28 protein-coding genes are annotated in these 24,873 nt (G+C 33.4%); 19 read left to right on the plus strand and 9 right to left on the minus strand.

Annotated elements, in window-relative coordinates:
- The first annotated feature begins 4 nt into the window (after positions 1 to 4).
- From B0M43_RS23440 to B0M43_RS23470, 7 genes are all read left to right on the plus strand, one after another.
- Positions 5 to 325, plus strand: a complete 321-nt coding sequence (locus B0M43_RS23440; protein ID WP_065451408.1) for a gamma-glutamylcyclotransferase family protein — start codon at positions 5 to 7, stop codon at positions 323 to 325.
- 8 nt (positions 326 to 333) lie between these two features.
- Positions 334 to 1,071, plus strand: a complete 738-nt coding sequence (locus tag B0M43_RS23445; RefSeq protein ID WP_078005628.1) for a carbon-nitrogen hydrolase family protein — start codon at positions 334 to 336, stop codon at positions 1,069 to 1,071.
- 242 nt (positions 1,072 to 1,313) lie between these two features.
- Positions 1,314 to 2,075: a tryptophan synthase subunit alpha gene (gene trpA, locus B0M43_RS23450; RefSeq protein WP_078005629.1), complete on the plus strand. Its 762-nt coding sequence runs from the start codon at positions 1,314 to 1,316 to the stop codon at positions 2,073 to 2,075.
- 335 nt (positions 2,076 to 2,410) lie between these two features.
- A complete protein-coding gene (locus B0M43_RS23455; protein ID WP_065451405.1) occupies positions 2,411 to 3,040 on the plus strand; it encodes a TetR/AcrR family transcriptional regulator in 630 nt (209 codons plus the stop codon).
- The gene (locus B0M43_RS23460; protein WP_078005630.1) at positions 3,030 to 4,349 is read left to right on the plus strand and encodes a TolC family protein; all 1,320 of its coding nucleotides are present in this window, start codon (positions 3,030 to 3,032) and stop codon (positions 4,347 to 4,349) included. The genes B0M43_RS23455 and B0M43_RS23460 overlap by 11 nt, the downstream gene beginning before the upstream one ends.
- Before the next feature lie 12 nt (positions 4,350 to 4,361).
- Positions 4,362 to 5,441 (plus strand): HlyD family secretion protein, encoded by a 1,080-nt coding sequence (locus B0M43_RS23465; RefSeq protein WP_065451403.1) that lies wholly within the window; start codon positions 4,362 to 4,364, stop codon positions 5,439 to 5,441.
- Positions 5,442 to 5,445: 4 nt separating this feature from the next.
- Positions 5,446 to 7,032 (plus strand): DHA2 family efflux MFS transporter permease subunit, encoded by a 1,587-nt coding sequence (locus B0M43_RS23470; RefSeq protein ID WP_065451402.1) that lies wholly within the window; start codon positions 5,446 to 5,448, stop codon positions 7,030 to 7,032.
- Positions 7,033 to 7,221: 189 nt separating this feature from the next.
- Here the strand turns inward: B0M43_RS23470 and yaaA are convergent, their stop codons facing one another.
- Positions 7,222 to 7,980 carry a peroxide stress protein YaaA gene (gene yaaA, locus B0M43_RS23475; protein WP_078005631.1) on the minus strand — a complete coding sequence of 253 codons (759 nt, stop codon included), beginning with the start codon at positions 7,978 to 7,980 and terminating at the stop codon, positions 7,222 to 7,224.
- A gap of 403 nt (positions 7,981 to 8,383) precedes the next feature.
- Here yaaA and B0M43_RS23480 point away from each other — a divergent pair, with 403 nt between their 5' ends.
- Genes B0M43_RS23480 through B0M43_RS23495 form a run of 4 tightly spaced genes read left to right on the plus strand, consistent with a single transcriptional unit; the run spans position 8,384 to position 11,576 of the window.
- Positions 8,384 to 8,758, plus strand: coding sequence for a GxxExxY protein (locus B0M43_RS23480; protein ID WP_065451400.1), 375 nt, complete (start codon positions 8,384 to 8,386; stop codon positions 8,756 to 8,758).
- A 15-nt stretch (positions 8,759 to 8,773) separates the two neighbouring features.
- The gene (locus tag B0M43_RS23485) at positions 8,774 to 10,204 is read left to right on the plus strand and encodes a CCA tRNA nucleotidyltransferase (RefSeq protein ID WP_078005632.1); all 1,431 of its coding nucleotides are present in this window, start codon (positions 8,774 to 8,776) and stop codon (positions 10,202 to 10,204) included.
- Complete coding sequence (locus B0M43_RS23490) at positions 10,204 to 10,554, plus strand: hypothetical protein (protein ID WP_078005633.1); 351 nt, start codon at positions 10,204 to 10,206, stop codon at positions 10,552 to 10,554. Before B0M43_RS23485 ends, B0M43_RS23490 begins: the two co-directional genes overlap by 1 nt.
- Complete coding sequence (locus B0M43_RS23495; RefSeq protein ID WP_078005634.1) at positions 10,551 to 11,576, plus strand: COX15/CtaA family protein; 1,026 nt, start codon at positions 10,551 to 10,553, stop codon at positions 11,574 to 11,576. Before B0M43_RS23490 ends, B0M43_RS23495 begins: the two co-directional genes overlap by 4 nt.
- Positions 11,577 to 11,741: 165 nt before the next feature.
- Here B0M43_RS23495 and B0M43_RS23500 read toward each other — a convergent pair whose 3' ends face one another.
- From B0M43_RS23500 to B0M43_RS23535, 8 genes are all read right to left on the minus strand, one after another.
- Positions 11,742 to 12,509, minus strand: coding sequence for a LytTR family DNA-binding domain-containing protein (locus B0M43_RS23500; protein WP_078005635.1), 768 nt, complete (start codon positions 12,507 to 12,509; stop codon positions 11,742 to 11,744).
- 37 nt (positions 12,510 to 12,546) lie between these two features.
- Positions 12,547 to 12,936 carry a 2TM domain-containing protein gene (locus tag B0M43_RS23505; protein WP_078005636.1) on the minus strand — a complete coding sequence of 130 codons (390 nt, stop codon included), beginning with the start codon at positions 12,934 to 12,936 and terminating at the stop codon, positions 12,547 to 12,549.
- 18 nt (positions 12,937 to 12,954) lie between these two features.
- Entirely contained in the window at positions 12,955 to 13,272 is a 318-nt protein-coding gene (locus tag B0M43_RS23510) for a 2TM domain-containing protein (protein WP_078005637.1), read from the minus strand.
- Complete coding sequence (locus tag B0M43_RS23515; protein ID WP_078005638.1) at positions 13,263 to 13,592, minus strand: 2TM domain-containing protein; 330 nt, start codon at positions 13,590 to 13,592, stop codon at positions 13,263 to 13,265. The genes B0M43_RS23510 and B0M43_RS23515 overlap by 10 nt, the downstream gene beginning before the upstream one ends.
- A gap of 2 nt (positions 13,593 to 13,594) precedes the next feature.
- Complete coding sequence (locus B0M43_RS23520) at positions 13,595 to 14,950, minus strand: 2TM domain-containing protein (RefSeq protein ID WP_078005639.1); 1,356 nt, start codon at positions 14,948 to 14,950, stop codon at positions 13,595 to 13,597.
- A gap of 23 nt (positions 14,951 to 14,973) precedes the next feature.
- Entirely contained in the window at positions 14,974 to 15,597 is a 624-nt protein-coding gene (locus B0M43_RS23525) for a hypothetical protein (RefSeq protein WP_078005640.1), read from the minus strand.
- 51 nt (positions 15,598 to 15,648) lie between these two features.
- Entirely contained in the window at positions 15,649 to 16,056 is a 408-nt protein-coding gene (locus B0M43_RS23530; protein ID WP_078005641.1) for a DUF2141 domain-containing protein, read from the minus strand.
- Positions 16,057 to 16,415: 359 nt separating this feature from the next.
- Positions 16,416 to 18,581 (minus strand): TonB-dependent receptor, encoded by a 2,166-nt coding sequence (locus tag B0M43_RS23535; RefSeq protein ID WP_078005642.1) that lies wholly within the window; start codon positions 18,579 to 18,581, stop codon positions 16,416 to 16,418.
- A 147-nt stretch (positions 18,582 to 18,728) separates the two neighbouring features.
- On the opposite strand from B0M43_RS23535, the gene B0M43_RS23540 reads away from it, so the two are divergent.
- The 8 genes from B0M43_RS23540 to B0M43_RS23575 all read left to right on the plus strand — a co-directional run bounded on the left by B0M43_RS23540 (position 18,729) and on the right by B0M43_RS23575 (position 24,836).
- Positions 18,729 to 19,457 (plus strand): carbon-nitrogen hydrolase family protein, encoded by a 729-nt coding sequence (locus B0M43_RS23540; RefSeq protein ID WP_078005643.1) that lies wholly within the window; start codon positions 18,729 to 18,731, stop codon positions 19,455 to 19,457.
- Between the two features lie 77 nt (positions 19,458 to 19,534).
- Positions 19,535 to 19,993: a DinB family protein gene (locus B0M43_RS23545; RefSeq protein ID WP_065451386.1), complete on the plus strand. Its 459-nt coding sequence runs from the start codon at positions 19,535 to 19,537 to the stop codon at positions 19,991 to 19,993.
- A 319-nt stretch (positions 19,994 to 20,312) separates the two neighbouring features.
- Positions 20,313 to 20,885 (plus strand): sugar O-acetyltransferase, encoded by a 573-nt coding sequence (locus B0M43_RS23550; RefSeq protein WP_065451385.1) that lies wholly within the window; start codon positions 20,313 to 20,315, stop codon positions 20,883 to 20,885.
- A complete protein-coding gene (locus B0M43_RS23555) occupies positions 20,886 to 21,275 on the plus strand; it encodes a VOC family protein (RefSeq protein ID WP_078005644.1) in 390 nt (129 codons plus the stop codon).
- Positions 21,276 to 21,616: 341 nt separating this feature from the next.
- Positions 21,617 to 22,897 (plus strand): chloride channel protein, encoded by a 1,281-nt coding sequence (locus B0M43_RS23560; protein ID WP_078005645.1) that lies wholly within the window; start codon positions 21,617 to 21,619, stop codon positions 22,895 to 22,897.
- Between the two features lie 44 nt (positions 22,898 to 22,941).
- Positions 22,942 to 23,541, plus strand: coding sequence for an HPP family protein (locus B0M43_RS23565; protein ID WP_065451382.1), 600 nt, complete (start codon positions 22,942 to 22,944; stop codon positions 23,539 to 23,541).
- A 301-nt stretch (positions 23,542 to 23,842) separates the two neighbouring features.
- Positions 23,843 to 24,382, plus strand: coding sequence for a hypothetical protein (locus tag B0M43_RS23570; RefSeq protein WP_065451381.1), 540 nt, complete (start codon positions 23,843 to 23,845; stop codon positions 24,380 to 24,382).
- A 94-nt stretch (positions 24,383 to 24,476) separates the two neighbouring features.
- Positions 24,477 to 24,836 carry a four helix bundle protein gene (locus tag B0M43_RS23575; RefSeq protein WP_065451380.1) on the plus strand — a complete coding sequence of 120 codons (360 nt, stop codon included), beginning with the start codon at positions 24,477 to 24,479 and terminating at the stop codon, positions 24,834 to 24,836.
- Positions 24,837 to 24,873 lie beyond the last annotated feature (37 nt).

A 24,873-nucleotide genomic window follows, 5' to 3' on the forward strand; every position in this document is an offset into this window, starting at 1 on the left:
AATTATGACAAAGTTATTCTCATACGGAACATTAAGATCGAAACAAATTCAGATGCAGCTTTTTAATAAAGTATTAAATGGCACTAAAGATCAGCTTTTGGGCCACAAACTGAAAAGTCTTCAGATAGAAGAAGAATTTGGAATGGCAGATTATGTTGTGGCGGTACCAACAGAAGATGCTTCAGATCCTATTCATGGTGTTGCTTTTAATATTTCGGCTTCGGATTTAGCGAAAGTTGACATATTCGAATCTAATGCTTACAAAAGAGTTCAGGTCACGTTGAAGTCCGGAACAGCTGCCTGGGTTTATATAGAAAATAAATAAAATTCGATATGATTTTAGCAGCAGCACAAACAAAACCAACACGAGGAGATATTGGCGCTAATTTATTAGATCACTATCGTCTTATCGATTTGGCTGTGCAAAACGGAGCCCAATTAATCGCATTTCCTGAATTATCAATTACAGGTTATGAAAGAGAACATGCTCAAAAACTGGCTTTCAAAAAAGACGATTCCCGATTGGATCATTTGCAAAAACTGGCTATTGAAAATAATATTATTATTGTTGCCGGTGCGCCAATTCAGGTAGAATCTCAATTATTTATAGGAGAATTTGTTATTTCTCCGGACAATTCGGTTGCAGTTTATACAAAGCAGTTTTTGCACGAAGGCGAAGATGAGTTTTTTCAATCTTCTTTCGATTATAATCCGATGATTACAATTGAGAACCAAAAGATTTCATTTGCCATTTGTGCTGATATTGATAATCCGCTGCATCCTGAAAACGCTTGTAAGAGAGCAACTGATATTTACATTGCCAGTATTTTCTTTACACCAAACGGGATTCCAAATGCATATCGAGATTTGCAAAGCTATGCTGAGAAACATAAAATGAATGTTTTGATGGCTAATTTTAGTGGAGAATCCTGGGGTTATCCATCGGCAGGACAAAGTGCTTTTTGGAATAATAAAGGTGAATTGATTGGACAAATGAATGATTCAGATTCAGGATTATTATTGGTAGAAAGTCAAAATGATAATTGGACGAGCAAAGTTGTGAAAATTTAAAAAATATAATGCCACAGATTGCACAGATTAAAAAGATTTTATTTCCCGCAGATTTGGCAGATTAGAGCAGATTTAAAAAAGATCTGCGCAAATCAGCTTAAATCTATTTAAAATCTGCGTGAAATAAATTTCCAGCAATCAGTGAGAATCTTTTATCCCGATAGCTATCGGGAGTGGCAAAAAAATAACTTAATAAATACCTACAAGGTTTTGAAACCTTGCAGGAGAAAAACATATAAGAAATGAACAGAATAACTCAAAAATTACAAGAAGATAAAAAGATACTTTCTATTTACTTTTCTGCCGGATATCCTAACTTAAACGATACCGTTCAGATTATTCAGGATTTAGAAAAAAATGGTGTTGATTTAATCGAAATAGGATTGCCTTTCAGTGATCCTTTGGCAGATGGACCAACAATTCAGGCGAGTTCAACAACGGCGCTTCATAACGGAATGACCACTCAGATTCTTTTTGATCAGCTGAAGAACATCCGCGAAAGCGTGAAAATTCCGTTGATTATTATGGGATATTTTAACCCGATGTTGCAATATGGAGTTGAAGCTTTTTGTAAAAAATGTGCCGAAATTGGTATCGACGGATTAATTATTCCGGATTTACCGGTTGATGTTTATGCTGATGAATACAAAGGGATTTTCGAAAAACACGGCTTAATCAATGTATTTTTGATTACGCCCCAAACTTCAGATGAACGTATTCGTTTTATCGACAGCGTTTCAAACGGATTCATTTATATGGTAAGTTCTGCAAGTGTAACAGGATCTCAATCTGGTTTTGGAAACGTTCAGGAAGATTATTTCGAAAGAATTTCAAACATGAATCTTAAAAACCCACAAATTATTGGGTTCGGAATTTCGAATAAAGAAACGTTTACTCAGGCAACGAAATATGCAAAAGGCGCTATTATTGGAAGTGCTTTTATTAAGCATTTGAGTGAGAATGGTTCTGGTAAAATTGAGGAGTTTGTTGGGGAGATTCGATAAAAATCCCTTTTCTTAAAACAATCCGTGACATAGTTTGTCATTTCGACAGAGGAGAAATCTCCACGAGAAACTCGACAATGATTGGATTCTCTTTACGGAGTTACTTACGAAGATTCCTCCTCCGTCGGAATGACAAGATTGTATAAAACACGTAGCTGAAATAATATCATTTATAATATTATTTCAGCTTTTTTGTTGATAAACACTAGCTTTAAAGCATAATATTAACCTAAAACCACTACAAGGTTTTCTGTTAATATTATGTTAAAATAAAATTAAACGACTGTTTAATTTAAACGCTTGTTTAATTTTGTACCCGATTTAGAAACAATACCATGTCACACATCGAATTAAACGATAAAAAAATTCAAATTCTTGAGGTTGCTGAGAAGTTATTCTCTGAAAAAGGATTCGAAGGGACTTCTATACGAGACATCTCAAAACATGCAAAAATAAATATTGCCATGGTTTCGTATTATTTTGGTTCTAAAGAAAGACTGCTTGAAGCGTTAATTATCTACAAAACTTCTGATTTAAAATTACAACTCGAAAATTTATTACAGGAAAATCTCGAACCTATCGAAAAAGTCAATAAATTAATCGAAATTTACATTAACAGAATAAGTTGTAACAAAGGGATTTTCAGAGTGTTGCATTTTGAAATCAACGCAAAAAAAAGAGAAAAAAGTTTTATTGCTTTTACAGAATTAAAAAAAGGAAATCTAAAATCTGTTGAGAGTATTATTGCTCAGGGTCAGGCTAAAGGAGTTTTCAGGAAAGATGTTATTATCCCGCTTATCACTCCAACCATTATTGGAACCTTTTTTCACTTTCATATGAATAAACCTTTCTTCGAAGATTTACTCAATTTAAAAACAGAGGAAATGTATAATGATTACATTAAAACCAGTCTTACAAAGCACATTCAACAAACTATAAAAGCGCTACTTGTTTATGAAAATTAATCCATTATTGCTCTTTGGTGTTTTCTTCATCGGAATCTCATCAATAGAAGCACAAGAAAAAACAAGTTTAACCTTAGACGAAGCCGTGAAGTTGGCTTGGGAAAAAAGTAACGAAGTTACGCTTGCCAGTACTAAGGTAAACACAAAAAAATACGAATTACAAGAGGTTAAAAACAATCAGTATCCTGATATTAAAGTTTCCGGTCAATACCAACGCCTTACAAAAGCGTCGATAGATATGCCAAATCAGGGCGAAAGTGCCTCTTTGGCCTCTCCTGACAGAGCAATGATTGGAATGGCAAATTTAAGCTTGCCTCTTTTTGCAGGATTTAAAATTCAAAATAGCATTAACGCATATGATAATTTATATGAAGCTGAAAATGCAAATGCTGCTAAAACAAAAGAAGATGTTGCGTTAAGAGTGATTACTTACTATACAGCGCTATACAAAGCTCAAAAAACGCTTGATGTTTTAAATGAAAATCAAAAAAGCGCTAAACAGCGTGTTACTGATTTTACAGAATTAGAGAAAAACGGAATCATCCCGAGAAATGATTTATTAAAGTCGCAATTATTAGTTTCAAAAACACAATTATCGATTGATGAAGCTACTAACAACCTTAATAACATCAACTTTTATCTTACTACTTTACTTAAGTTAGATCCTGCTACAAAACTTCAGGTTAATGAAGCTGATTTCTTTAATTTAAAAACGAGTAATGCACCAACATCTGACGTTTTAGCACTTGAAAACAGAAAAGATTTAGAAGCTATTCGTTTTCAGCAAAAAGCTTCGGAAGCCAATATTAAAGTAGCAAGAGCAGCGTACTATCCTACATTAGCATTACTTGGTGGTTACACTGCCTTAGATCTAAAAGATATTATTACTGTAAAATATGCAATGAATTTTGGTTTGGGTTTAACGTACGACATCTCTGGAATTTACAAAAACAGTGCTCATGTAAGAGAAGCTGAAAGCAGAGCTTTGGAGGTTAAAAATACAGAGGCTGTAATGACAGACCGTATTAAAGTTGAAGTTCAAAAATCTATTGAAGATTATGACCTGGCTATTAATCAAAGCGTAGTTTATGACGAAGCGCTTCAACAGGCATCTGAAAATTACAGACTTGTAAAAGATAAGTTCGACAATGGTTTAGCGGATACCAATGATTTGGTTGAAGCCGATGTTGAACAATTAAGCGCTAAGATCAATACAGCTGTATCTAAAGCAACAATTATTCAAAAATATTACGAATTACTTTCAGTATCAGGACAATTATCACAATCATTCAATCTTTCTAAAATATAATCGATAGCTCTCATGGAAAAGAAAAAAACAAATACTAAATTCATCATTATACTAACCGTGTTGGTTTTAGTGGGCGGAACTTACGGAATAACAAAATACATGCACTCCTTAGCCCACGAAGAAACTGATGATGCTCAGATCGAGAAAAAAATGAATCCAATTATTCCAAGAGTATCTGGATATATTAGTAAAGTGTATGTAAAAGATAATGACTTTGTAAAAAAAGGAGATACTTTATTTACTATTGATAAAAGAGATTACCAATTAAAAATCGATGAAGCAAATGCCGCATTGTTAGGTGCTGAAGGTCAATACGAAGCTGCAAAAGCAGATATTGGAAGTGCTAATGCAAATATTTCAGTTTCTGATGCTCAAATGAGATCGGCAACGGGTTCTATCGAAAGTGCTAAAATTAGATTGAGACAAATTACTAACGATTATAACCGTTACAATAATTTATACAAAACGCACACGATTACAAAACAACAATATGAGCAAGCGTTATCTGCAAAAGATGAAGCTGAAAATCAGGTTCGAGTTTTAGAGCAACAACAAAGAGCAAGTTCTTACCAAAAATCAGTAATTCAGTCAAAATCTAAAGTTTCTGATAAACAAACTGAAGTTGCCGCTGCAAATATAAAAAGAGCTAAAACAATGTTGGACGTTGCTCATTTGAACCTAACGTATACTGTTGTAACTGCAGCAATTGACGGTCAGGTTTCTAAAGTAGATATTCAGCCAGGACAATTGGTTCAACCGGGACAATCTTTATTTTATATCATCAATAATAATGAAGCATGGGTTGTAGCAAACTTTAAAGAAACACAATTAAACAAAATGGTTGTGGGACAAAAAGTAAGCTTAAAAGTAGATGCTTATCCTAACTACGAATTCAAAGGTACCTTAACTTCATTTTCTCCTGCAACAGGATCACGTTTTTCATTATTACCTCCTGATAACGCAACAGGTAACTTCGTAAAAACAATTCAGAGATTACCGGTAAAAATTAATTTGGATGCATCAAACGATCCTGAAAAAGTAAAATTACTAAGACCGGGAATGAATGTTGACGTAGATGTACATTTAAAATAAAATAATGACAGCAGTACAAGGAGACGACGATTTAGTAGAATACGGTTACAGACGTGTCATTATTACGATTACTGCAGTACTTTGTGCACTGCTGGAAATTGTAGATACCACGATTGTAAACGTAGCACTAACAGACATGCGAGGTAGCCTTGGTGCTACTTTGACTGATGTGGCTTGGGTAATTACAGCATACGCAATTGCGAATGTTATTGTAATTCCGATGACGAGTTGGCTTTCGCAGCAATTTGGAAGACGTAACTATTTTGTGGCTTCTATCATAATATTTACAGTCTGCTCCTTTTTGTGCGGTAATGCCAGTAATATTTGGGAACTTGTAGCTTTTAGGTTTGTACAAGGTATGGGTGGTGGTGCCTTACTAGTAACAGCCCAAACCATTATAACCGAAAGTTACCCCGTAGCAAAACGTGGTATGGCGCAAGCTATTTACGGTATGGGTGTAATTGTTGGTCCAACTTTAGGTCCGCCTTTAGGAGGATATTTAGTAGATAATTATTCCTGGCCTTATATATTTTATATCAATATTCCGTTGGGTATTATTGCTACTATTCTGGCGATTACTTTCGTAAGAAGTCCAAAATACGGAGAGAAATTAAAAGCAAATCAGGTTGACTGGTGGGGAATTATATTATTAGCCGCTTTTATTGGTTCATTACAATTCGTTCTGGAACACGGACAACAAGATGATTGGTTTAATGATTCGCTAATTGTAACTTTAAGTGTGGTTACAGTTCTTGGATTGGTATTGTTTATCTGGAGAGAGCTTACTTATAAACATCCAATTGTAAATTTAAGTGTTTTAAAAGATGGAAATTTAAGAATTGGAACCGTAATGTGTTTTATTCTTGGTTTCGGTTTATACGGATCTACTTTGATCATCCCGATTTACACGCAATCTATTTTAGGATGGACCGCAACTGATGCCGGATTATTATTGATTCCGGGTTCGATTACAACAGCGATCATGATGCCATTTGTTGGTAATATGATTCAAAAAGGTGTTCCGCAAGGATATATGGTGGGAGTAGGATTTTTAATTTTCTTCTTTTTTACCTTTATGATGCGCAACCGTCTTACACCTGATACAGGAGTTGAACATATGTACTGGCCTTTGATTTTAAGAGGAGTTGGTTTAGGATTACTTTTTGTACCTATTACAACACTTTCCCTTTCTACATTAAAAGGAAAACATATTGGTGAAGGAGCTGCTTTTACCGGAATGATGAGACAATTAGGAGGTTCATTTGGTATTGCAATCATTACTACTTTTATCACTCGTTTAAGCCAGGAACACAGGGTTAATTTATTAACAAATTTAGATCCTGCCAATTACCAGGTTCAACAACGTATAATAGGAATGCAGAGAGCTTTTGAAGCAAAAGGTTATAGTGCGGATGTTGCTCTTAAAAAAGCCTATCAGGCAATAGATTACGCCGTTTTAAAACAAAGCACAGTGATGTCATACATGGATATATTCATGTATTTGGGAATCATGTTCTTATTCTGTATACCAATTATTCTTTTCATTAAAAAAGGAAAAAACAAAATTAATCCTGCTGATGCAATGCATTAATAATAATTGATTTATAATACGAAAAAGCCGGGCTATTTATTTAGTCCGGCTTTTTTTATTTAATAATAACAATGGCATAATCCAAAGGGATTAAAATCCCTCCCTACAATATAGCCCGAGTCTCCGACTCTCTACTAAAAATCTTAGAACCTCAGCATCTTAGAATCTTAGAACCTTCCTCAAAAAAACCTACCTTGTAAACACCAAATGATTTCCATCAGAAAGATTGGCATCAAAACCATATCCATCATAATCGAAACCTTTAAGATCATCAATAGTTTCGGCATTCGTATCGATAATATAACGTACCATCATACCTCTCGCCTTTTTAGCAAAGAAACTGATGATTTTTAATTTTCCGTCTTTGTAATCTTTAAAATCCGGAGTAATTACAGGAACTTTTAAAGCCTTAACATCAACTGCAGAGAAATATTCGTTACTCGCTAAATTCACAAACAATTCTCCTTTTTCTAATTCTTTGTTTAAAGCTTTTGTAACAGTTGGTTTCCAGAATTCATGCAGATTTTTATATTCACCAATTGGTAATTTAGTTCCCATTTCTAAACGGTACGCCTGCATTAAATCTAATGGTTTTAAAACGCCATAAAGACCGGATAAAATTCTAAGCTTATTTTGTAAAACCTCTACTTTCTCTAACGGAATTGTATAAGCATCCAATCCCGTATATACATCTCCATCAAAAGTATAAATGGCCGGACGTGCATTTTCCGGAGTAAAAGGAGTTTTCCAATCCTGATTTCTTTTCCAGTTTAAATCTGATAATTTATCTGAGATTGACATTAAGTCTGCTAATTCAGCTGGCTTTTTTTCTTTTAAAACTTTATGAACCTGACGCGCTTCTTTTAAAAAAGCAGGTTCAGTATATTGAGGAGTTGGTAATTCTTTTTCGAAATTTAATGACTTCGCCGGCGATATAACAATTTTCATGTGTGCATTTTTTATAGAATTCAAAAATACAAATTGAAATTTTAAAAATAAGATATCAGAATTGATTTGTTTGATAGGTATATAAATCAACCCGACGGATGTTTTTTTTTCGCCACGAATTCACGAATTTCTTTTTTTATTGATTATGATTCGTGAAATTCAGCGTGAAGTCTTTTGTTTTAATAAAATTTGATACCTGAAACTATGAATTTGTTCAAAAAAGTAAACGATAGATTGTAATAGGCATTTTCTATGTTGTAAATTTGCAGCTATAAAATTCCAAATAACATTTCAATATAAAATTGAAAGTTGCATTCTAAATATTAGCCACGAATTCACGAATTAACTTTTTAATCATTAATTTAAAAAAATTCGTGAATTCGTGGCGAAAAAAAATTAGAGTATGACAAAAATATTATATCAACTGGAAAGTTATCAGATAATGGGAATTTTATTTGATGTTCATAGAAATTTAGGTGGAGGTTTTTCTGAAATCGTTTATAAAGATGCTTTAGAATATGAATTTAGAAAAGCAAATATTCCATTTGAAAGAGAAAAAGAATATTTAGTAAATTATAAAGACACGATATTGAATCATAGATTCTATGCTGATTTTGTTTTGTTTGATAAAATTATACTTGAAATAAAATCAAGTGATTTTTTACATCCCAAACATATTTCGCAATGTCTAAATTATTTAAAGGTTTCAAAAACCCATTTGGCAATTTTAGCAAACTTTAATTCTGTCTCACTTGAACACAAACGTATTATTTTATAAAAAATTAGTGAATTCGTGGCTATACAAACAAACTATAAAACAGCTTTACAAAATAAAATCTTCGAAATAATTTCGAAAGCATCTCAGGAACTTAATGTCGACAGTTATGTAATTGGCGGCTTTGTTAGGGATTTGCTTTTAAATCGGGGGTCAAAAAAAGACATTGATGTGGTTGCTGTTGGCAGTGGTATCGAATTGGCTTTGAAGGTTTCTGAATTACTTCCAAAAAAACCAAAAGTACAGGTTTTTAAAACTTACGGAACCGCAATGCTGCGTTTTGAAGATACTGATATTGAATTTGTTGGTGCCCGAAAAGAATCTTACAATTTTGACAGCCGAAATCCTATTGTAGAAAACGGAACGCTTGAAGACGATCAAAACCGTCGTGATTTTACCATAAATGCATTGGCTTTATCGCTAAACGAAAAAACCTTTGGAGATCTTTCTGATCCTTTTAATGGTTTGGCCGATTTAGAAAACAAAACGATAAAAACGCCTTTAAACCCTGATATCACTTATTCTGATGATCCGTTGAGAATGTTGCGTGCGATTCGTTTTGCAACGCAATTGAATTTCGAAATCGAAGAAAACTCACTAAATGCTATCACCAAAAATGCAGATCGTATTAAAATTATCTCCGGTGAAAGAATTGTAGACGAATTAAACAAAATTCTATCTACTCCAAAACCTTCAACAGGATTTTTACTTTTATACAAAACCGGACTTTTGGATATTATTTTACCTGAGTTAACAGCTTTAAATCAAGTAGAGGAAATTGAAGGTCATACGCATAAAAACAACTTTTATCACACACTTGAAGTAGTCGATAATATTTGCCCTAATACAGATGATGTTTGGTTACGTTGGTCGGCTTTGTTGCATGATATTGGAAAAGCGCCAACAAAGCGTTTTAATAAAAAACAAGGATGGACTTTTCACGGTCATGAATTTTTAGGTGGAAAAATGGCGAAGAAAATATTCGAACGTCTTCACATGCCATTAAACCATAAAATGAAATTTGTGCAAAAAATGGTTATTATGAGTTCGCGTCCGATTGTTTTGGCGCAGGATATTGTAACCGACAGCGCAGTCCGTCGTTTGGTTTTTGATGCTGGTGAAGATGTTGAGGATTTAATGACATTGTGCGAAGCAGATATTACAACCAAGAATCCTTCGAAATTCAAGAAATACCACAAAAACTTTGAAATCGTTCGCAAGAAAATTGTCGAAGTAGAAGAACGCGATCATGTTCGTAATTTTCAACCGCCAATTTCAGGTGAAGAAATTATGGAAATATTCGATTTAAAACCTTCGCGCGAAATTGGAGTTTTGAAAGAAGCGGTGAAAGAAGCTATTTTGGAAGGTGATATCCCGAATGAATATCAGGCTGCATATGATTTTATAATTAAAAGAGCTGTAAAATTAAATTTAACGCCTAAGAAATAATGGATGCTTTAGGTGCTGTCTTTCTTGTTTTACTTTTATTGGTATTCATAATATCAAATATTATGTTTTCAAAAAAACTAAAAGACACAAACAGTAACCATTTTAAACTTAAAATTATATTTTTCTTTAGCTGCATAATTGCAATTGCAATAGTTTTTATTGCATTCTTTATTTTTGAATCCTCTATTCTTATAGATGTTTTAAAATTAGAAATCAATGATACGTATGCCGAGAGAATTGGGAAGCTTTCGATAATACTTCCATTAAATATTATTGCAAATTATTTTATGGCAAAATTTTACTTAAAGAAAAAACGAACAAACGAAATAGAATTAATTGGAAAAGAATGAAAAAAGAGAATAAATCAGTAATCATTTGGTTACTATCAGGATGTGTTTTATTGTTTTTAATGGTTGTTGTTGGCGGAATTACCCGTTTAACAAATTCAGGTTTATCCATGACCGACTGGCATTTGGTAACTGATACCTTCCCGCCTCTTACGGATGCAAAATGGAATGAAGCTTTCGAGCAATACAAGAAGTTTCCGGAGTATCAAAAAATCAATATTCACAACGATTTTCAATTATCCGATTATAAATTTATTTACTTCTGGGAATGGTTTCACCGTTTTATTGGTCGAATCATCGGGCTAGTTTTCTTTGTTCCTTTTGTTTATTTTTTAATGAAAAAGAAACTGGATCGTTCTACTATCAAAAAATGTATCGTTCTTTTGGCAATGGGAGGTTTTCAAGGTTTCCTTGGATGGTTTATGGTTCGCAGCGGATTAATCGACAATCCTGATGTAAGCCACTTTAGACTTTCTTTACACCTTACTTTTGCTTTCATCACTTTCGCTTATACTTTATGGGTAGCATTAGATTTAATTTATCCTGAAAGCACGATTACTAAAGTAATTCCGCTTCGCAATATTGCACGATTTGCTTTGGTGGCGCTATTAATTCAAATTATTTATGGCGGTTTTGTGGCGGGATTAAATGCAGGATTAATTCACAATCACTGGCCATTAATGAGTGATGGAGAATTTATACACGATTCTGTTTTTATTGAACAACCAACTTTGGTCAAAAATTTAATCGAAGGTAAAAGCGGTGTCCAGTTTGTACACAGGACTTTTGCTTATGTTGTAGTGGCTCTTATTTTGTTTTTATACTATAAAAGCACTCAATTTTCGCTTTCAAGAACACAAGTAAATAGCATTAAAACTTTAGTAGCTTTTGTATTTATTCAATTTGCATTGGGTGTATTTACGCTATTATATAGTGTTCCATTGGCTTTAGGATTAATTCACCAAATTATGGCATTTTTCCTTTTGAGTGCAATGACTTTTACCTTGCATCGATTGAGTAAATAAACAAACATAAAAAACAAAAAAGATCCTTCGTTTTAAGGATCTTTTTGTTTTTTATCTATTTTGACCTAAACCGCATTGAATCTAAACCGGATTAAAATTCGACCCTAAAAAATTGATCGAGCCGATGGCTCTTTAATTTCGGGTTGAATTCTGCATGGAATAAATTTATCCCAGCCATGCTTTAAAATCCTGCACTTTTTCACGGCTTACAATCACTTCGTCTTCTTTATAAGAAGGTAAAATTACTTTGAGACGTGAATTGGTATATACCTGAATTTCTTTGATTGCTGTAAGCGGAACAATAAATTTTCTGCTTACGCGAAAAAAATCCTTCATGTCTAATTCCTGTTCCAAAATTTCTAAAGTAGAATCGATCAGATAGTTTCTATTTTCGAAAGTATGAATATAAGTTCCTTTGTTTTCACTAAAAAAACATTCGATTTCATCAGTCGTAATAACTTTTAAATGTTGGCCTATCTTTACGGTGAATCGTTTTTTGTAACTCTTCTCGAAAGGATTGGACAACATTTGACGAATTTGCTCAAAATCAAGTTGAAGATTTTGATTTCCTGAATCTGCTTTTGGAATTCGGTTTTTGAATTTTGTGACAGCAATTTCTAAATCATCCTCGTCAATAGGTTTCAAAAGATAATCGATACTATTTAATTTGAAGGCCTTTAAAGCATATTCATCATAAGCCGTAGTAAAAATAATCGCGCTTTGAATGTTTACTTTTTCGAAGATTTCAAACGACAAACCATCTGATAACTGAATATCAAGAAAGATTAAATCAGGATGTTGATTATTGGTAAACCAATGAACTGATTCTTCTACAGAGTGCAGCATGGTTTCTACTGCAATATCTAACTTTTCGAGCTTACGCTGCAATAATCTTGCTGCCGGCTTTTCGTCTTCTATAATTAATGTGGTCATTTAGTACAATGCAAAAATTGAAAAATTCAGTTTAAAATTACTCCCATTTATTTTTATTCTGAGCATCTTTATCAATATATTTTTGAATTTTCTTTTGCTCCCAGTCTTTACTAAAAAAAACGTCCGGTCCAAATACCGTAAAGGCATGAATTAAAATAGCAATGCCCCAAAATACAGCAGTTGAATACGTATGCCATTCAAATAAACCACTTTCATTAAACGCTTTCCCAAAAAAATCTCTGTTTAGACTCGAGAAAATAATGATCAAATTAACGATTATATACACTTTTAAATGCGAATAGAATCCTTTAATTTTTTTGACTTTTTTGTATGCTGCCTTATAATTTTCGTCCCCGCTGTGTTTTCCATAATGCTTTTGGTATTCTTCACCTAATTCATCATAAAACTGTCTTCTAAATCTTCCCATTTTATTATAACTTTAAAATTATTGCCATTTGCTTTTATTCTCTTTTTCCTTGTCCATAAATTCTTTGATTTTTCTTTCTTCCCAGCCTTTTCCTAAAACCGGAAATACTTCAAAAACTTTTAACCCATGAAAAACAACTCCAAATCCCCACCACATCAAAGGCCAGTAAAACCATAAATGATTGGGTGATGTATACAAGTTAATAAAAATCAAAACTGCGTTTACTAGTAAAAAAGAAGTCAGGTTTCCGTAAAATCCTTTAATACTTTCTACTTTCTTTCTAGCTGCGAAATATTTATCCTCTTCATTATAATTTACTTCCATGATTACTCCCATTTTTGTTTTTTTGTTTTTTTCTCTAAGATACTTTTCACTTTACGCTCTTCCCATTCTTCCCCAAAAATTTTAAAAGAAGCGAATACATCAATGGCAGAAACTAAGAAGAAAACCGTCCAGATTCCCATTACAAAAAGATTGATATGTTTTAAAGGGAAAAAATTAAACGGAACTCCGAAATATTCCTTCAAAATAAAAAAGATCACTCCTATAACGTAGACAAACATATGCGAATAAAAAGCTTTCAATTTTACTACTTTTTTATTTGCCATTTTTTGAAGTTCGAATTCTTCCTGATCATTATTAAGATGATTTTCCATAATTATTTCCAGGTTTGTTTATTTTCTTTCTCTAAGATCTGCCTGATTTTTCGTTCTTCCCAATCTGAGCTGTAACCAAAAACTTTAAAAGCATGCATTACGACTCCAAATCCCCAGCCCAAAGCCGAAAACCAAAACCACTGAAATCCAGGAGAATACCTCAAATTTATAAAAATCAAGAATGGAATCACACAAACATATGAAATAACATTCCCGTAAAAACCTTTCAATTCTTCTACTCTTTTTTTAGCTCTGAAATAAGCCTTATTTTCATCGCTATATTCTGCACTTGTTTCCATAACTGTAATTTGTTTGGTCAAAATTGGAATTTTGACTGTAAAATTTTTCTCATTTTGTTCAATCAATACTTTTCTGTTGGTTACAATTCCGTATCGATTTACGATATTCTGCAACCCCACTCCTTGCCTGTCCTGCAAAACTTCTTTCTTTTGAAAATCATTCTGAATGGCTAAATATTCTCCATCAACAAAAATTCTGATATGCAGTGGTTTTTGCTCACTCACTACATTGTGTTTTACTGTATTTTCTAACAAAAGCTGCAACGATAGCGGAACTACTTTTGCATCCGGATTGATATTTGTTGCAGGTAATTCGTAAAACAAACTATTTTCGAAACGCATTTTGAGCAAATTCATATAGGTTTTTGCGAATGACAATTCATCTTCGACCGATACCAGTTCTTTGTCTTTTTGCTCTAAAACGTAACGGTAAATTTTAGATAATGAAGTGGTAAAACGTTGCGCATTATCCGGATTTTCTTCGATTAAAGAACTTAAAACATTCAAACTATTAAAAAGAAAGTGCGGGTCGATCTGATTTTTTAAACTTTCAAATTTAGCATTTGCCGTTCCTGCAATAATCTTTTGTTGTGTTATCTCGAACTTTGATGCCTGTTTCCATTTTACCATAAAGCTTCTTGCCTGCATGAAAATAGAAACTCCAAGAGATAAAACGATATAAAAAAAGTGGTTCCAAATCATTCTGTCGCTAAAAAACTTCTCTACAGGAAGATTTTGAACTAATACATAAATGATATAATTAATTCCTAAAACGGCTGGAACAGTGTATAAAACCGTAACCAAAATTCCGTAATACACTCTTAAATTAGTCTGTTCCAGCCAATCCCATTTTCTATCCAGGAGAACACTTAAAAAACCATTTCCAAAACCCAATCCAAAAGAATAAAGAGAGCTTAAAAGAAATGTTAGCAATACGTTTTGAATGGTGAGATCAGCGCCTAAAAAAGCAGAGAATATTACTGTAAAGACCATAGAAATCTTGAAACAAATGATTGTTCCGCTTTTTAAATCAGCAAATGAACTTCTATAGTCTTTCATTATAATATCAACTTAAATTATTTTTATTTTTTGCAATTTTTTTGAGCTTCTAAAGCTCTTTCTAATCCCCATTTTGGCGAAAAAGAAGTTTCTGGTTTAAATGTAGCAAAAAGTTCAACAGCTTTATCAACTTGTACACAAAGTGGTTTTGTATCAACACCTGTCCATTTTGCGCCGCCTAACTGATAATCAGCTTCTCCAAAAACAATTCTGGGATTGTTAGGATCGATTGCTTTTCCTTTTGCGTAAGCTTCCATTACCTTGGCTGAATATTTCATTCCGTTTGTCATTGGGTCTGCTACTACCCAGGCCGTATAAATCAAAGCCTGCAGGGCATATAATTCGGCATTGTTTTGATCTTTTATTAACTCAGTATCTAATGCATCTTGAGCTTTTGTCAATAACAAATCTATTTTTGTTTTATCTTTTTCAGAAAATGCAGTTGTAGTGTTGATTAGAGCAACATAATAATTAGGCAAATAACTTGTTTTTTCTGCTGCAGCGATTCTTTCAAACAAAGCCGAAGCTTCTGTGTTTTTTCCTTCTTTCCAAAGCCCGAACGCTTTTCCCATTCCTTGTTCAAATTGTGTTTGGGCAGAACTTATTAAAACTGCGAATAATGCGACTAAAGTGATGATTTTTTTCATTTTACAGGTAATTAAAATGGTTGTTTTTAAATTATTTTGTTAGTTACTATTTTATAAGGCAATTTCAATTTTTGAATCTTTAGCAATGACAAATTTAGCATCTTTATAGGCCGGCGGTCCCATAAATCCTTTTGCATTGTTTGAAGCGGCATAATCTTCAGAAGGAATTCCCATCATGTTTTTATCCAGTTTTCCGTTATTGTTTTCATCGTGGTACGTTGAAATTGCATATTCTCCAGCCGGAAGATTGTCGAATGTTACCATTGCTTTGTTGTCTTTAATTTTAGAAGCAACACTTTTATAAGTTGTTTTAAGAAATGTACCATCTGAGTTGTACAAACCTACTTTAAGAGTTCCTGAATTATTCTTTAAACCCGAAACAGCAATGGTTAGTTTTACATTTTGAGCAGACATCAGACTGCAGATAAATAAGGTGATTATTGTAATAATTTTGATCATGGCTTTTTTTTAAGTTACTAAGATGCTAAGGTTCTGAGATTCTAAGTTTTGTTGATGATTAAAACTCTTCTTTTTAATTTGTTAAGGTTTTAAGGAGATAAGCTTCTTTTTTTCTCAGTGTCTAGAGGCTTAGCAACTTAGTCGCTTATTATTTATACTTCAAAAATACTTTGGTTTTTGTTCTCTTAAAATTAAATAATACTGAGTTGTTGATTTTGATGACTGAATTGTTTTTTTTTGAGGTTCTGAGATTCTAAGATGCTAAGGTTCTAAGTTTTTTTTATTTAATATCTAAAATCTTCGCGACTTAGAGCCTTAGAATCTTTTCTTAGCATCTTAGAACCTTAGTATCTTAGCAACTATAAATTTTTCAACTGATTCTCATTTTTATTATCACTAATCGTCCAGAAGAAACCTACGAAAAAGAATCTGTCTGCGGTTGGTACAACGGGCTGTCTGTTATACACTCCGTTTGGGTCCGGTAATTTTGCGTAATCGTAACCAAAAACATTTTGAGTTCCTAATACATTCGAAACTGAGAAATACAGAATTTTTTGTGTCGTTAATAAATACGCCCAGTTAAAACTCAAACTATTATATGACTTTGTTTTTCCGTTCATAAATTGAGTTTGATTTGGATCGTTGTAAGGTCGGCCTGAACTAAAACTGTTGGTGAAACCTATTTGCGATTTCCAATCGGTGATAAAATATTTGGTTACGATAGATAAACTGTGATTCGCAACAAAATTAGGAGTTGCCATAGTTGGAAAATTCTTGTATTGTCTTTCTGAATCGATATAAGAATATGAAATCCAATATTCTAAGTTTTTTAATAAATTACTGTCTCTCCAAAACAAATCCAATCCTTTTGCATAACCTGAACCGTTATTATTGAAAACTGAATTGTACTGAATATCTCTCGTATTGTACTGAACTAAATTGCTGTAATCTTTATAGTAAGCCTCAGCTCTAAAGGTTTGTCCTGGTTTTGTAAACTGATAATTTAAAATATAATGTCTCGCTTTTTCACTTTCGAACTGATGGTATTTTGAGTATTTAATATAATCAACAACAGGAGTTTGGCTAAAATCTCCGTAAGCAAACGAAAACTGACTGTTTTTAGAAACTTTATAAGCGATTGAAGCTCTTGGTGCAATATTCGTTTCGTCAAGTAAACTATTATTCGAAAGCCTCAAACCTACTTTCATTGCCAGGTTTTTCGAGAATAAAATATCTCCTTCGGTATAAAATGCAGCGATGTTTGAATCGTAACCATTTGCTGTTTTTATCGAAATATTATCATCAAAGTTTTCATTGTATCTCGTCATAAAATAATCGGCTCCAAAAGACAATTTAAAATAGTTTGAGATGTTTTTTCTCAGTTTCAATTTCAGTTGTGCTGCATTTTCGTTGCTGTCAACATCATTACTATCGAATTTGATTTTGTTTTTGCTGTAACCGTAACTAATTCCTGAAGTAAGCTGCCAGCCGGTTCCAAAATCTCCTTTATAAGAGGCATTCAAATAAAAATTATTATTGTTTAAATCGGTTCTGATGGGATCAGCGAAATTTACATTCTTCTGGTTTAAATCGAATTTTTCAGCATCAAAAGCAGCGTATAATTTAAAAATACCTCTTTCAAAATGATATCGATATACTGCCTCACCTCCTAAAGATTGATACGGATTATTCCAGTCTACATTTTGAGGAATTACAGCCTGATAAGGCGCCAGATTGATATAATTGGTATTGATGCTAAAAGAGCTTTTTTTCCATTTTTGCGTATTTCCAACTCCTAAACCTACAGTCATCAAGGCAATATCTGTTTTATTCTGGTCCGGCTCATCTTGCGTATTCAATAACAAAACACTGGACAAAGCTTCACCATATTCAGCAGAATAACCTCCGGTAGAAAAAGCAATTCCGCTAAACAAAAATGGCGAAAATCTGCTGCGGGTTGGCAAATTATTCGTTGTCGCGCCATAAGGCTGCGCTACACGAAGTCCGTCTACAAAAGTCTGGGTTTCGCTGGCTTCACCTCCACGAACAAACAAACGTCCGTCTTCGCCAACAGTTTGTGTTCCCGGCAAGGTTTGCAAAGCGGCAATAATATTTCCGGCAGATCCTGCAGTGGTTACAATGTCTAAAGGTTTTAAAACTGAAACTCTGGCTTTATCTCCGGATTCTAATGTTCCGGCGGTAATTACAACGGCATCCAGTGCGTTTACATTCTCTCTTAATTTTACGATTTGGTCTTTATAGTTGGCAACATCAATTTCTTTTTTGAAAGTATCATAAAGTAAAAAACTGATCACTAATGTTTTATTTCCGGTTTCTGTTGTTTCAAACGAAAAATCTCCCGTTTCAGAACTTGTCGCTCCGTCGTATGTTCCATCTATATAAATATTAGCGCCCGGAACAGGTTTGCCTTTTTGATCTAATACTTTACCGGAAATGGTATTTTGGGCAAAAATGAAAGTCGTAAAAAATAAAAAGGTAATTGTAAAAAGTAATTTGGTTGTCATGGTTTTTGATTTTGATAGAGCAAATATATTTTAACATTTTTTGTTAAAAAATATAAAATAACCCAATTGTAGAATTTCAGGGATGAGTTGTAAATTAGTTTTATTTGTATCTTAGCTTTTAGTTCAAAGTATTTAATAAAACATCTAATGAACATAGCAATTGCACAGGTAAAACCTTTAAAAGGAGATATTTCAGCCAATATTGAAAAGCATATAAAGTTTATTGAACTTGCAGTTTCATTAAATGCGAATGCTGTCTTTTTCCCTGAACTTTCGTTAACAGCTTATGAACCAGAGTTGGCTAAAGATCTCGCAACTCATAAAGATGACAAGCGCTTTGATGTCTTTCAGGAAATTAGTGATCTTAAAAACATTACTATCGGAGTTGGATTTCCGCTAAAAACTGAAAGCGGCATACAAATTAGTATGATTATTTTTCAGCCCAATAAAGAAAGTATTTCTTATTCTAAACAGCTACTTCACGAAGACGAATTGCCGTATTTTGAAAATGGAAAAGGCCAGGAAATAATCGAAATTGATAATCAAAAAATTATTCCGGCTATTTGTTTCGAAAGCCTGCAAACGGAACATGCACAAAAAGCAAATGAACTTGGAGGTGAAATTTATCTCGCCAGTGTTGCAAAATCTCAAAACGGAATAGAAAAAGCGTTTGCGCATTATCCTAACATTGCTAAAAAATACATTATGCCGGTTCTAATGGCTAATTGTATTGGGGAATGCGATAATTTTGTAAGTGCTGGCCGCAGTGCTGTCTGGACAAAAGAAGGAAAATTAGCCGACCAGCTTGACAACAAAAACGAAGGTATACTCGTTTTTAATACTGAGACTGAAAAAGTTGTAAAACAGTTTATCTAGAAATTGATTTTATATCTTTGATAATCACTAAAACCGAAAATTTAATTTTTAGAAATCACAAATAATCCATCGCAGTTATGTCAGAAAGCAAAAGAGTTTCGAATTTATATCAGTCCATTTATAATGGAAATCCATGGCTGGAGGTTACTTTGGCACATACTTTAGAAAATATAACGGCTGAGCAGGCTTACAGAAAAATAAATCCAAATTTAAACACGATTTGGGAAATTGTCAATCATTTAATTCAATGGAGAAGGAATATTTTAAGACGTATGCAGGGAGAAACCGTTACTACTCCTGACCATAATTATTTTGTACCAATTCTGGATTCGTCTGAAGCTTCATGGGAACAATCGCTGCAAAGCCTGGGGAAATCACAAGAATTATGGGATGCCTTTTTTGAAGATTTTGACGATCAGGATTTCGAAAAAATTTACGTGAATAATGGTCATACGTATTACGAGCATATTCATGGCATTATTCAGCACGATGTTTATCATTTAGGACAGATCGTTATTTTGAAGAAGTTGCTTTAATTATATAGTAATAATATAAAAATTGATCCTTTCAAGGATTAAAATCCGTTGCTACAATATAAAGCATTTCTCCGGAATTTTTTTGAGGAGTTCCGTAGGAACAAAATATATTGTAGGATGGATTTTAATCCATCATTCGCAAATAGCAACCCAATCTTGTCATTCCGAGGAACGAGGAATCTCCGTAAGAAACTCCGCAAAGAAAGTGCAGATCTGTGTCGATTCTGCAACGAGGATTCCTCGTTCCTCGGAATGACAAGAATGGGTTCTGATCGCGAACGACAAGCTTATAAATAAGCAAACTAAATTTTAAATTCTTATGAATACCGAAAAAGAAAAAATGATTGCGGGAGAATATTATGTTGCAGGAGACCCTGTTTTAGTAAAAGACCGAAGAAAAGCTAAAAATTTATTACACCGATTAAACGTAACCGAATATCGCTTAACCAAAAAAGCAAAAGAAATTTTAGCGGAATTAATTCCTAATACGGGCAAGAGTTTTTATATCGAGCCTCCTTTTCATTGCGATTACGGTTATAATATTTTTTGTGGCGACAACGTTTATTTTAATGTCAATTGTGTTGTTCTGGATTGCGCGCCCGTAAATATTGGATCGAATGTGTTTTTCGCTCCAAATGTTCAAATCTATACTGCCACGCATCCGCTTGACGCCGAATTAAGAAGATCACTCGAAAATGCATTGCCTATTTCTATTGGAGACGATTGCTGGATTGGCGGAAACTCTGTTATTTGTCCAGGAGTAACTATTGGTAAAGGCTGTGTTATTGGCGCAGGATCTGTGGTTACAAAAGACATTCCGGACAACTCATTAGCTGTTGGAAATCCGGCCAAAGTTATTAGAAAATTAAATCAAGAACCTGAATCTAAATAAATGCTTACCTTAAATAAAGTCCATCATATTGCCATCTTATGTTCTGATTATCAAAAATCGAAAACTTTTTATACCGAAGTTTTAGGATTAACGATTATTAGGGAAATCTACCGCGAAGAGCGCCAATCTTATAAATTAGATTTGGCTTTAAACGGAACTTACATCATCGAATTATTTTCATTTCCAAATCCGCCGCAACGTCCTTCACGACCGGAAGCGGTTGGATTACGTCATCTAGCATTCGAAGTAATTAATCTGGAAGAAACAATTGCTTTCCTGAATACTAAAAATATCGAATCAGAACCCATCAGAATTGACGAAACCACCGAAAAGCGATTTACATTTATTGCTGATCCTGATTTGTTGCCTATTGAGTTTTATGAGAGATAAGTGATTTTCTTGCCACAAAGACGCTAAGACGCAAAGTTTTTTTTAAAAGATTACGTGATAAAACATATTGTTTGTCATTCTGAGGAACGAAGAATCACAATCGTAACGCCGCAAACAAAATCGCCAATCTTTGCCAAGTTTCTAATGATATTTCTCTTTCGTAAACATGACATAAAATGAGGAAAAACTTAGTGCCTTGGTGTCTTTGTGGCAAATTAAAGAATTTTCTTTCTTTTATAACTTTAACACAATATAATGAGTGATTTGTATTAAAAAACGAATTTGATTCTCTAATTTTGTAATCCGCATAAAAATATTGCGATTTTATAAATCCACATCTGATGAACAAAACGGCGAAAATCAAAAAAAATCATCAATTTATTGTCCTTCAAAAATTAGTTATCGTTTCTGTTTTAATTGGCTTTCTTTCTGCCTTTTTAGGAATTTCACTAAAAAAAATTACGGAGTATTACGAAGAAATCTTCTTTCATGAAGTCTCGGTAAACCCCATTTTTTATATTATTTTTCCGGTTTTCGGATTGTCTGTAATTTATTTTCTAAGACAATATTTATTCAAGAAAAAAGAAAACAAAGGCATCAAAGAAGTTTTTGAAAGTACCAAATCAACTTCAAAAAATTTACCTTCTTATAAAATTCCATCACACTTTATAAACGGCTTACTAACCGTTGCTTTTGGAGGTTCAACCGGAATCGAAGTTTCGACAGTTGTTGCCACCGCCACAATAGGATCCGTTGCACAGCAAAAAGAAAATGTATTTCGTAAATACAAAACTGAGTTAATTTGTGCCGGAGTTGCTGCTGGTGTTACCGCTTTATTCAGCAGCCCAATTGCAGGAATTTTATTTGCACTCGAAGTAATTTCCAGAAAAGTGACCCGTGCTTTTGTGATTTCGAACATCATTGCAGTTTCAGTTGCTTTTGGATTACTTACTATACTAAAGGAAGAGCCATTATTTGCTGTTTCTATTACAACCTGGCATTTAAAAGCGATTCCCTATTTTATTCTTTTAGGAATTTTAGCAGGAATAAATTCGGTTTATCTAACGCGTTGTGTCTTGTTCTTTAAATCTCAATTTGGAAGAATCGACACTCATTATTATAAAATCTTAATTGGTTCTGTTGTTTTAAGTGTTTCGCTATTTGTTTTCCCTCAATTATATGGCGAAGGCTATCATGCTATAAAAGGGATTTTTGGTAACTCAACAGAAATTCCGTTAACACTTACTTTAGCTTTTACTTTTGTTGGAGTCTTGCTTTTAAAACCAATTGTAACCTCTATTACATTAGCTTCGGGCGGAGACGGAGGAGTTTTTGCTCCAAGCCTTTTCATTGGTGCTTTTTTAGGATTATTATTGGCTTCTGTTCTAAATACATTTTTTCATGTGCACGTACTTCCGGTTAACTTTATGATTATCGGGATGGCAGCTGTTTTAAGTGCCAGTATTCATGCACCTTTTACAGCCATATTTTTAGTATGCGGATTAACAAATGACTACACTTTGTTTTTACCCATTTTGGTCGTTTGTTTAATATCAAAATATACCGCAAAAATGATTTATCCTTTTACCGTATACAGTTATGCCCCAAGCCTGACTAAATAAGTTAATTATTAATCTTAATTCTTTTCAAGCAAAATACCACATTTATGCCCACTCCAAAAATTAAAAGAAGCTACCGCAAAACACGATATATTCTTTACAAAGAAACTTTAATTGACACTAAAGAACATTTTTGGTCATTTATTGGTTCATTTATTGGGATTGGAATTCTGGCTTACGTACAGTCAATTCACTTTTCAGGAAATGATGCCGTTTATTTAATTGGTTCCTTTGGAGCTTCGAGTGTATTGGTTTACGGAATTATTCAAAGTCCGTTTTCACAACCCCGAAATTTAGTTGGCGGACACGTTATATCTGCTTTTATAGGTGTTACAGTTCATAAACTGGCACCGGATATTATCTGGATTGCTGCGCCATTGGCAGTTTCGCTTGCCATAATCGCTATGCAGATTACCAAAACACTTCACCCTCCAGGAGGCGCAACCGCTTTGATTGCCGTTATCGGAACCGAAAAAGTAAAAGCTTTGGGATATATGTACGTGATTTCTCCGGTTTTAGTGGGAACATTAATTTTACTTTTTACTGCTTTGATTTTTAATAATATGACTTCAGGCAGAAGTTATCCTAGTCATAGCTCTTATCACAAACGTTATCATAAAATTAGAAAACGATTGGTTGGGAGATAGTTTAAAATTTCCTATTATTTCGACGTAAGGAGATAAATACGAAAAATCGCCACGAATTCACGAATGATGATTTACAACGAATAGCAACAAATTCGTGAATTCGTGGCTAAAAATTTTCAAAGGGCAATAATATCCCATTCAAACTGGACATTTACTCTATGAATGTGATTTCTTAGTAGTCAAAAACGATACACTAATGAATAATTTTTCGATAAGGAAAATCTTTTCAACAAATCGCGATTCCTGATTCGTATTTCATTTTTTATATTTTACCTTTGACCTCTCAATAAAAACAAAGATTATGGTTTATAAATTTAGAGTAATTCTAGACGCCGAAGAAGATATTTTTAGAGACATTGCAATTCTTGAAGACGATACGCTTGAGGATTTACACAATGCAATCTTCAACGCTTTTGGTTTTGACGGAATGGAAGTAGCTTCGTTTTATACCTGCGATGAAACTTGGAATCAGGAAGATGAAATTGCACTTTTTGATACTGGCGATGTTCCCGGAGAACAAAGAACCATGAGCGATTATAAATTATCTGACCTCTTAGATGAGCAAAATACTAAAATCATTTATGTATATGATTTTATCAACATGTGGACTTTCTTAGTTGAATTGGCCGCTATTGAAGATCAGATTGCGGGAGTTCCTTACCCGGAAACTTTATTCTCTCACGGAGAAATGCCTGATGAAGCCACAGAAAAAAGCTTTGAAGCCGATATGCACGACGATATCTACGGAGAATTTGAAGATGATCTTGACGAAGACGATCTTGACATGTTCGAAGGCGACGACAGCTTTGAAGATTTTGGATTTGAGGAGAATTGGAATTAAACTAAGTTTCTGAGATACTAAGTCTCTAAGATTCTAAGTTTTTTTACATTGAAAGAATTTTCTTATTTTTAAAAATTAATTTAAAAATAAAAAAATGAGTCATTTTAGAAAGATTTTAGTTTGGCAGAAATCAATTACCTTAGTTACCAAAATTTACAAAGCAACAAGTACATTTCCAAAAGAAGAAATGTTTGGATTAACTTCTCAAATACGTCGAAGTTCAGTTTCTATTCCTAGCAATATTGCAGAAGGATCTGGAAGAGAAAGTAATAAAGATTTTTTACGATTTTTATATATTTCTCTTGGTTCTATATTTGAAATGCAGACCCAGCTTGAAATTGCAAAAAATATAATTTATTTAAAAGAAGAAGAATTTAACAATTTATACGAGGACAGTCGAGAGATCGAAAGAATGTTAGCTTCATTAATTCGAAAATTAAAAGACACTAACTAAAAACTTAGAATCTTAGAGACTTAGAATCTCAGTAACT

This window comes from Flavobacterium sp. KBS0721 (assembly GCF_002007065.3).
GTDB classification, from domain to species: domain Bacteria; phylum Bacteroidota; class Bacteroidia; order Flavobacteriales; family Flavobacteriaceae; genus Flavobacterium; species Flavobacterium piscis.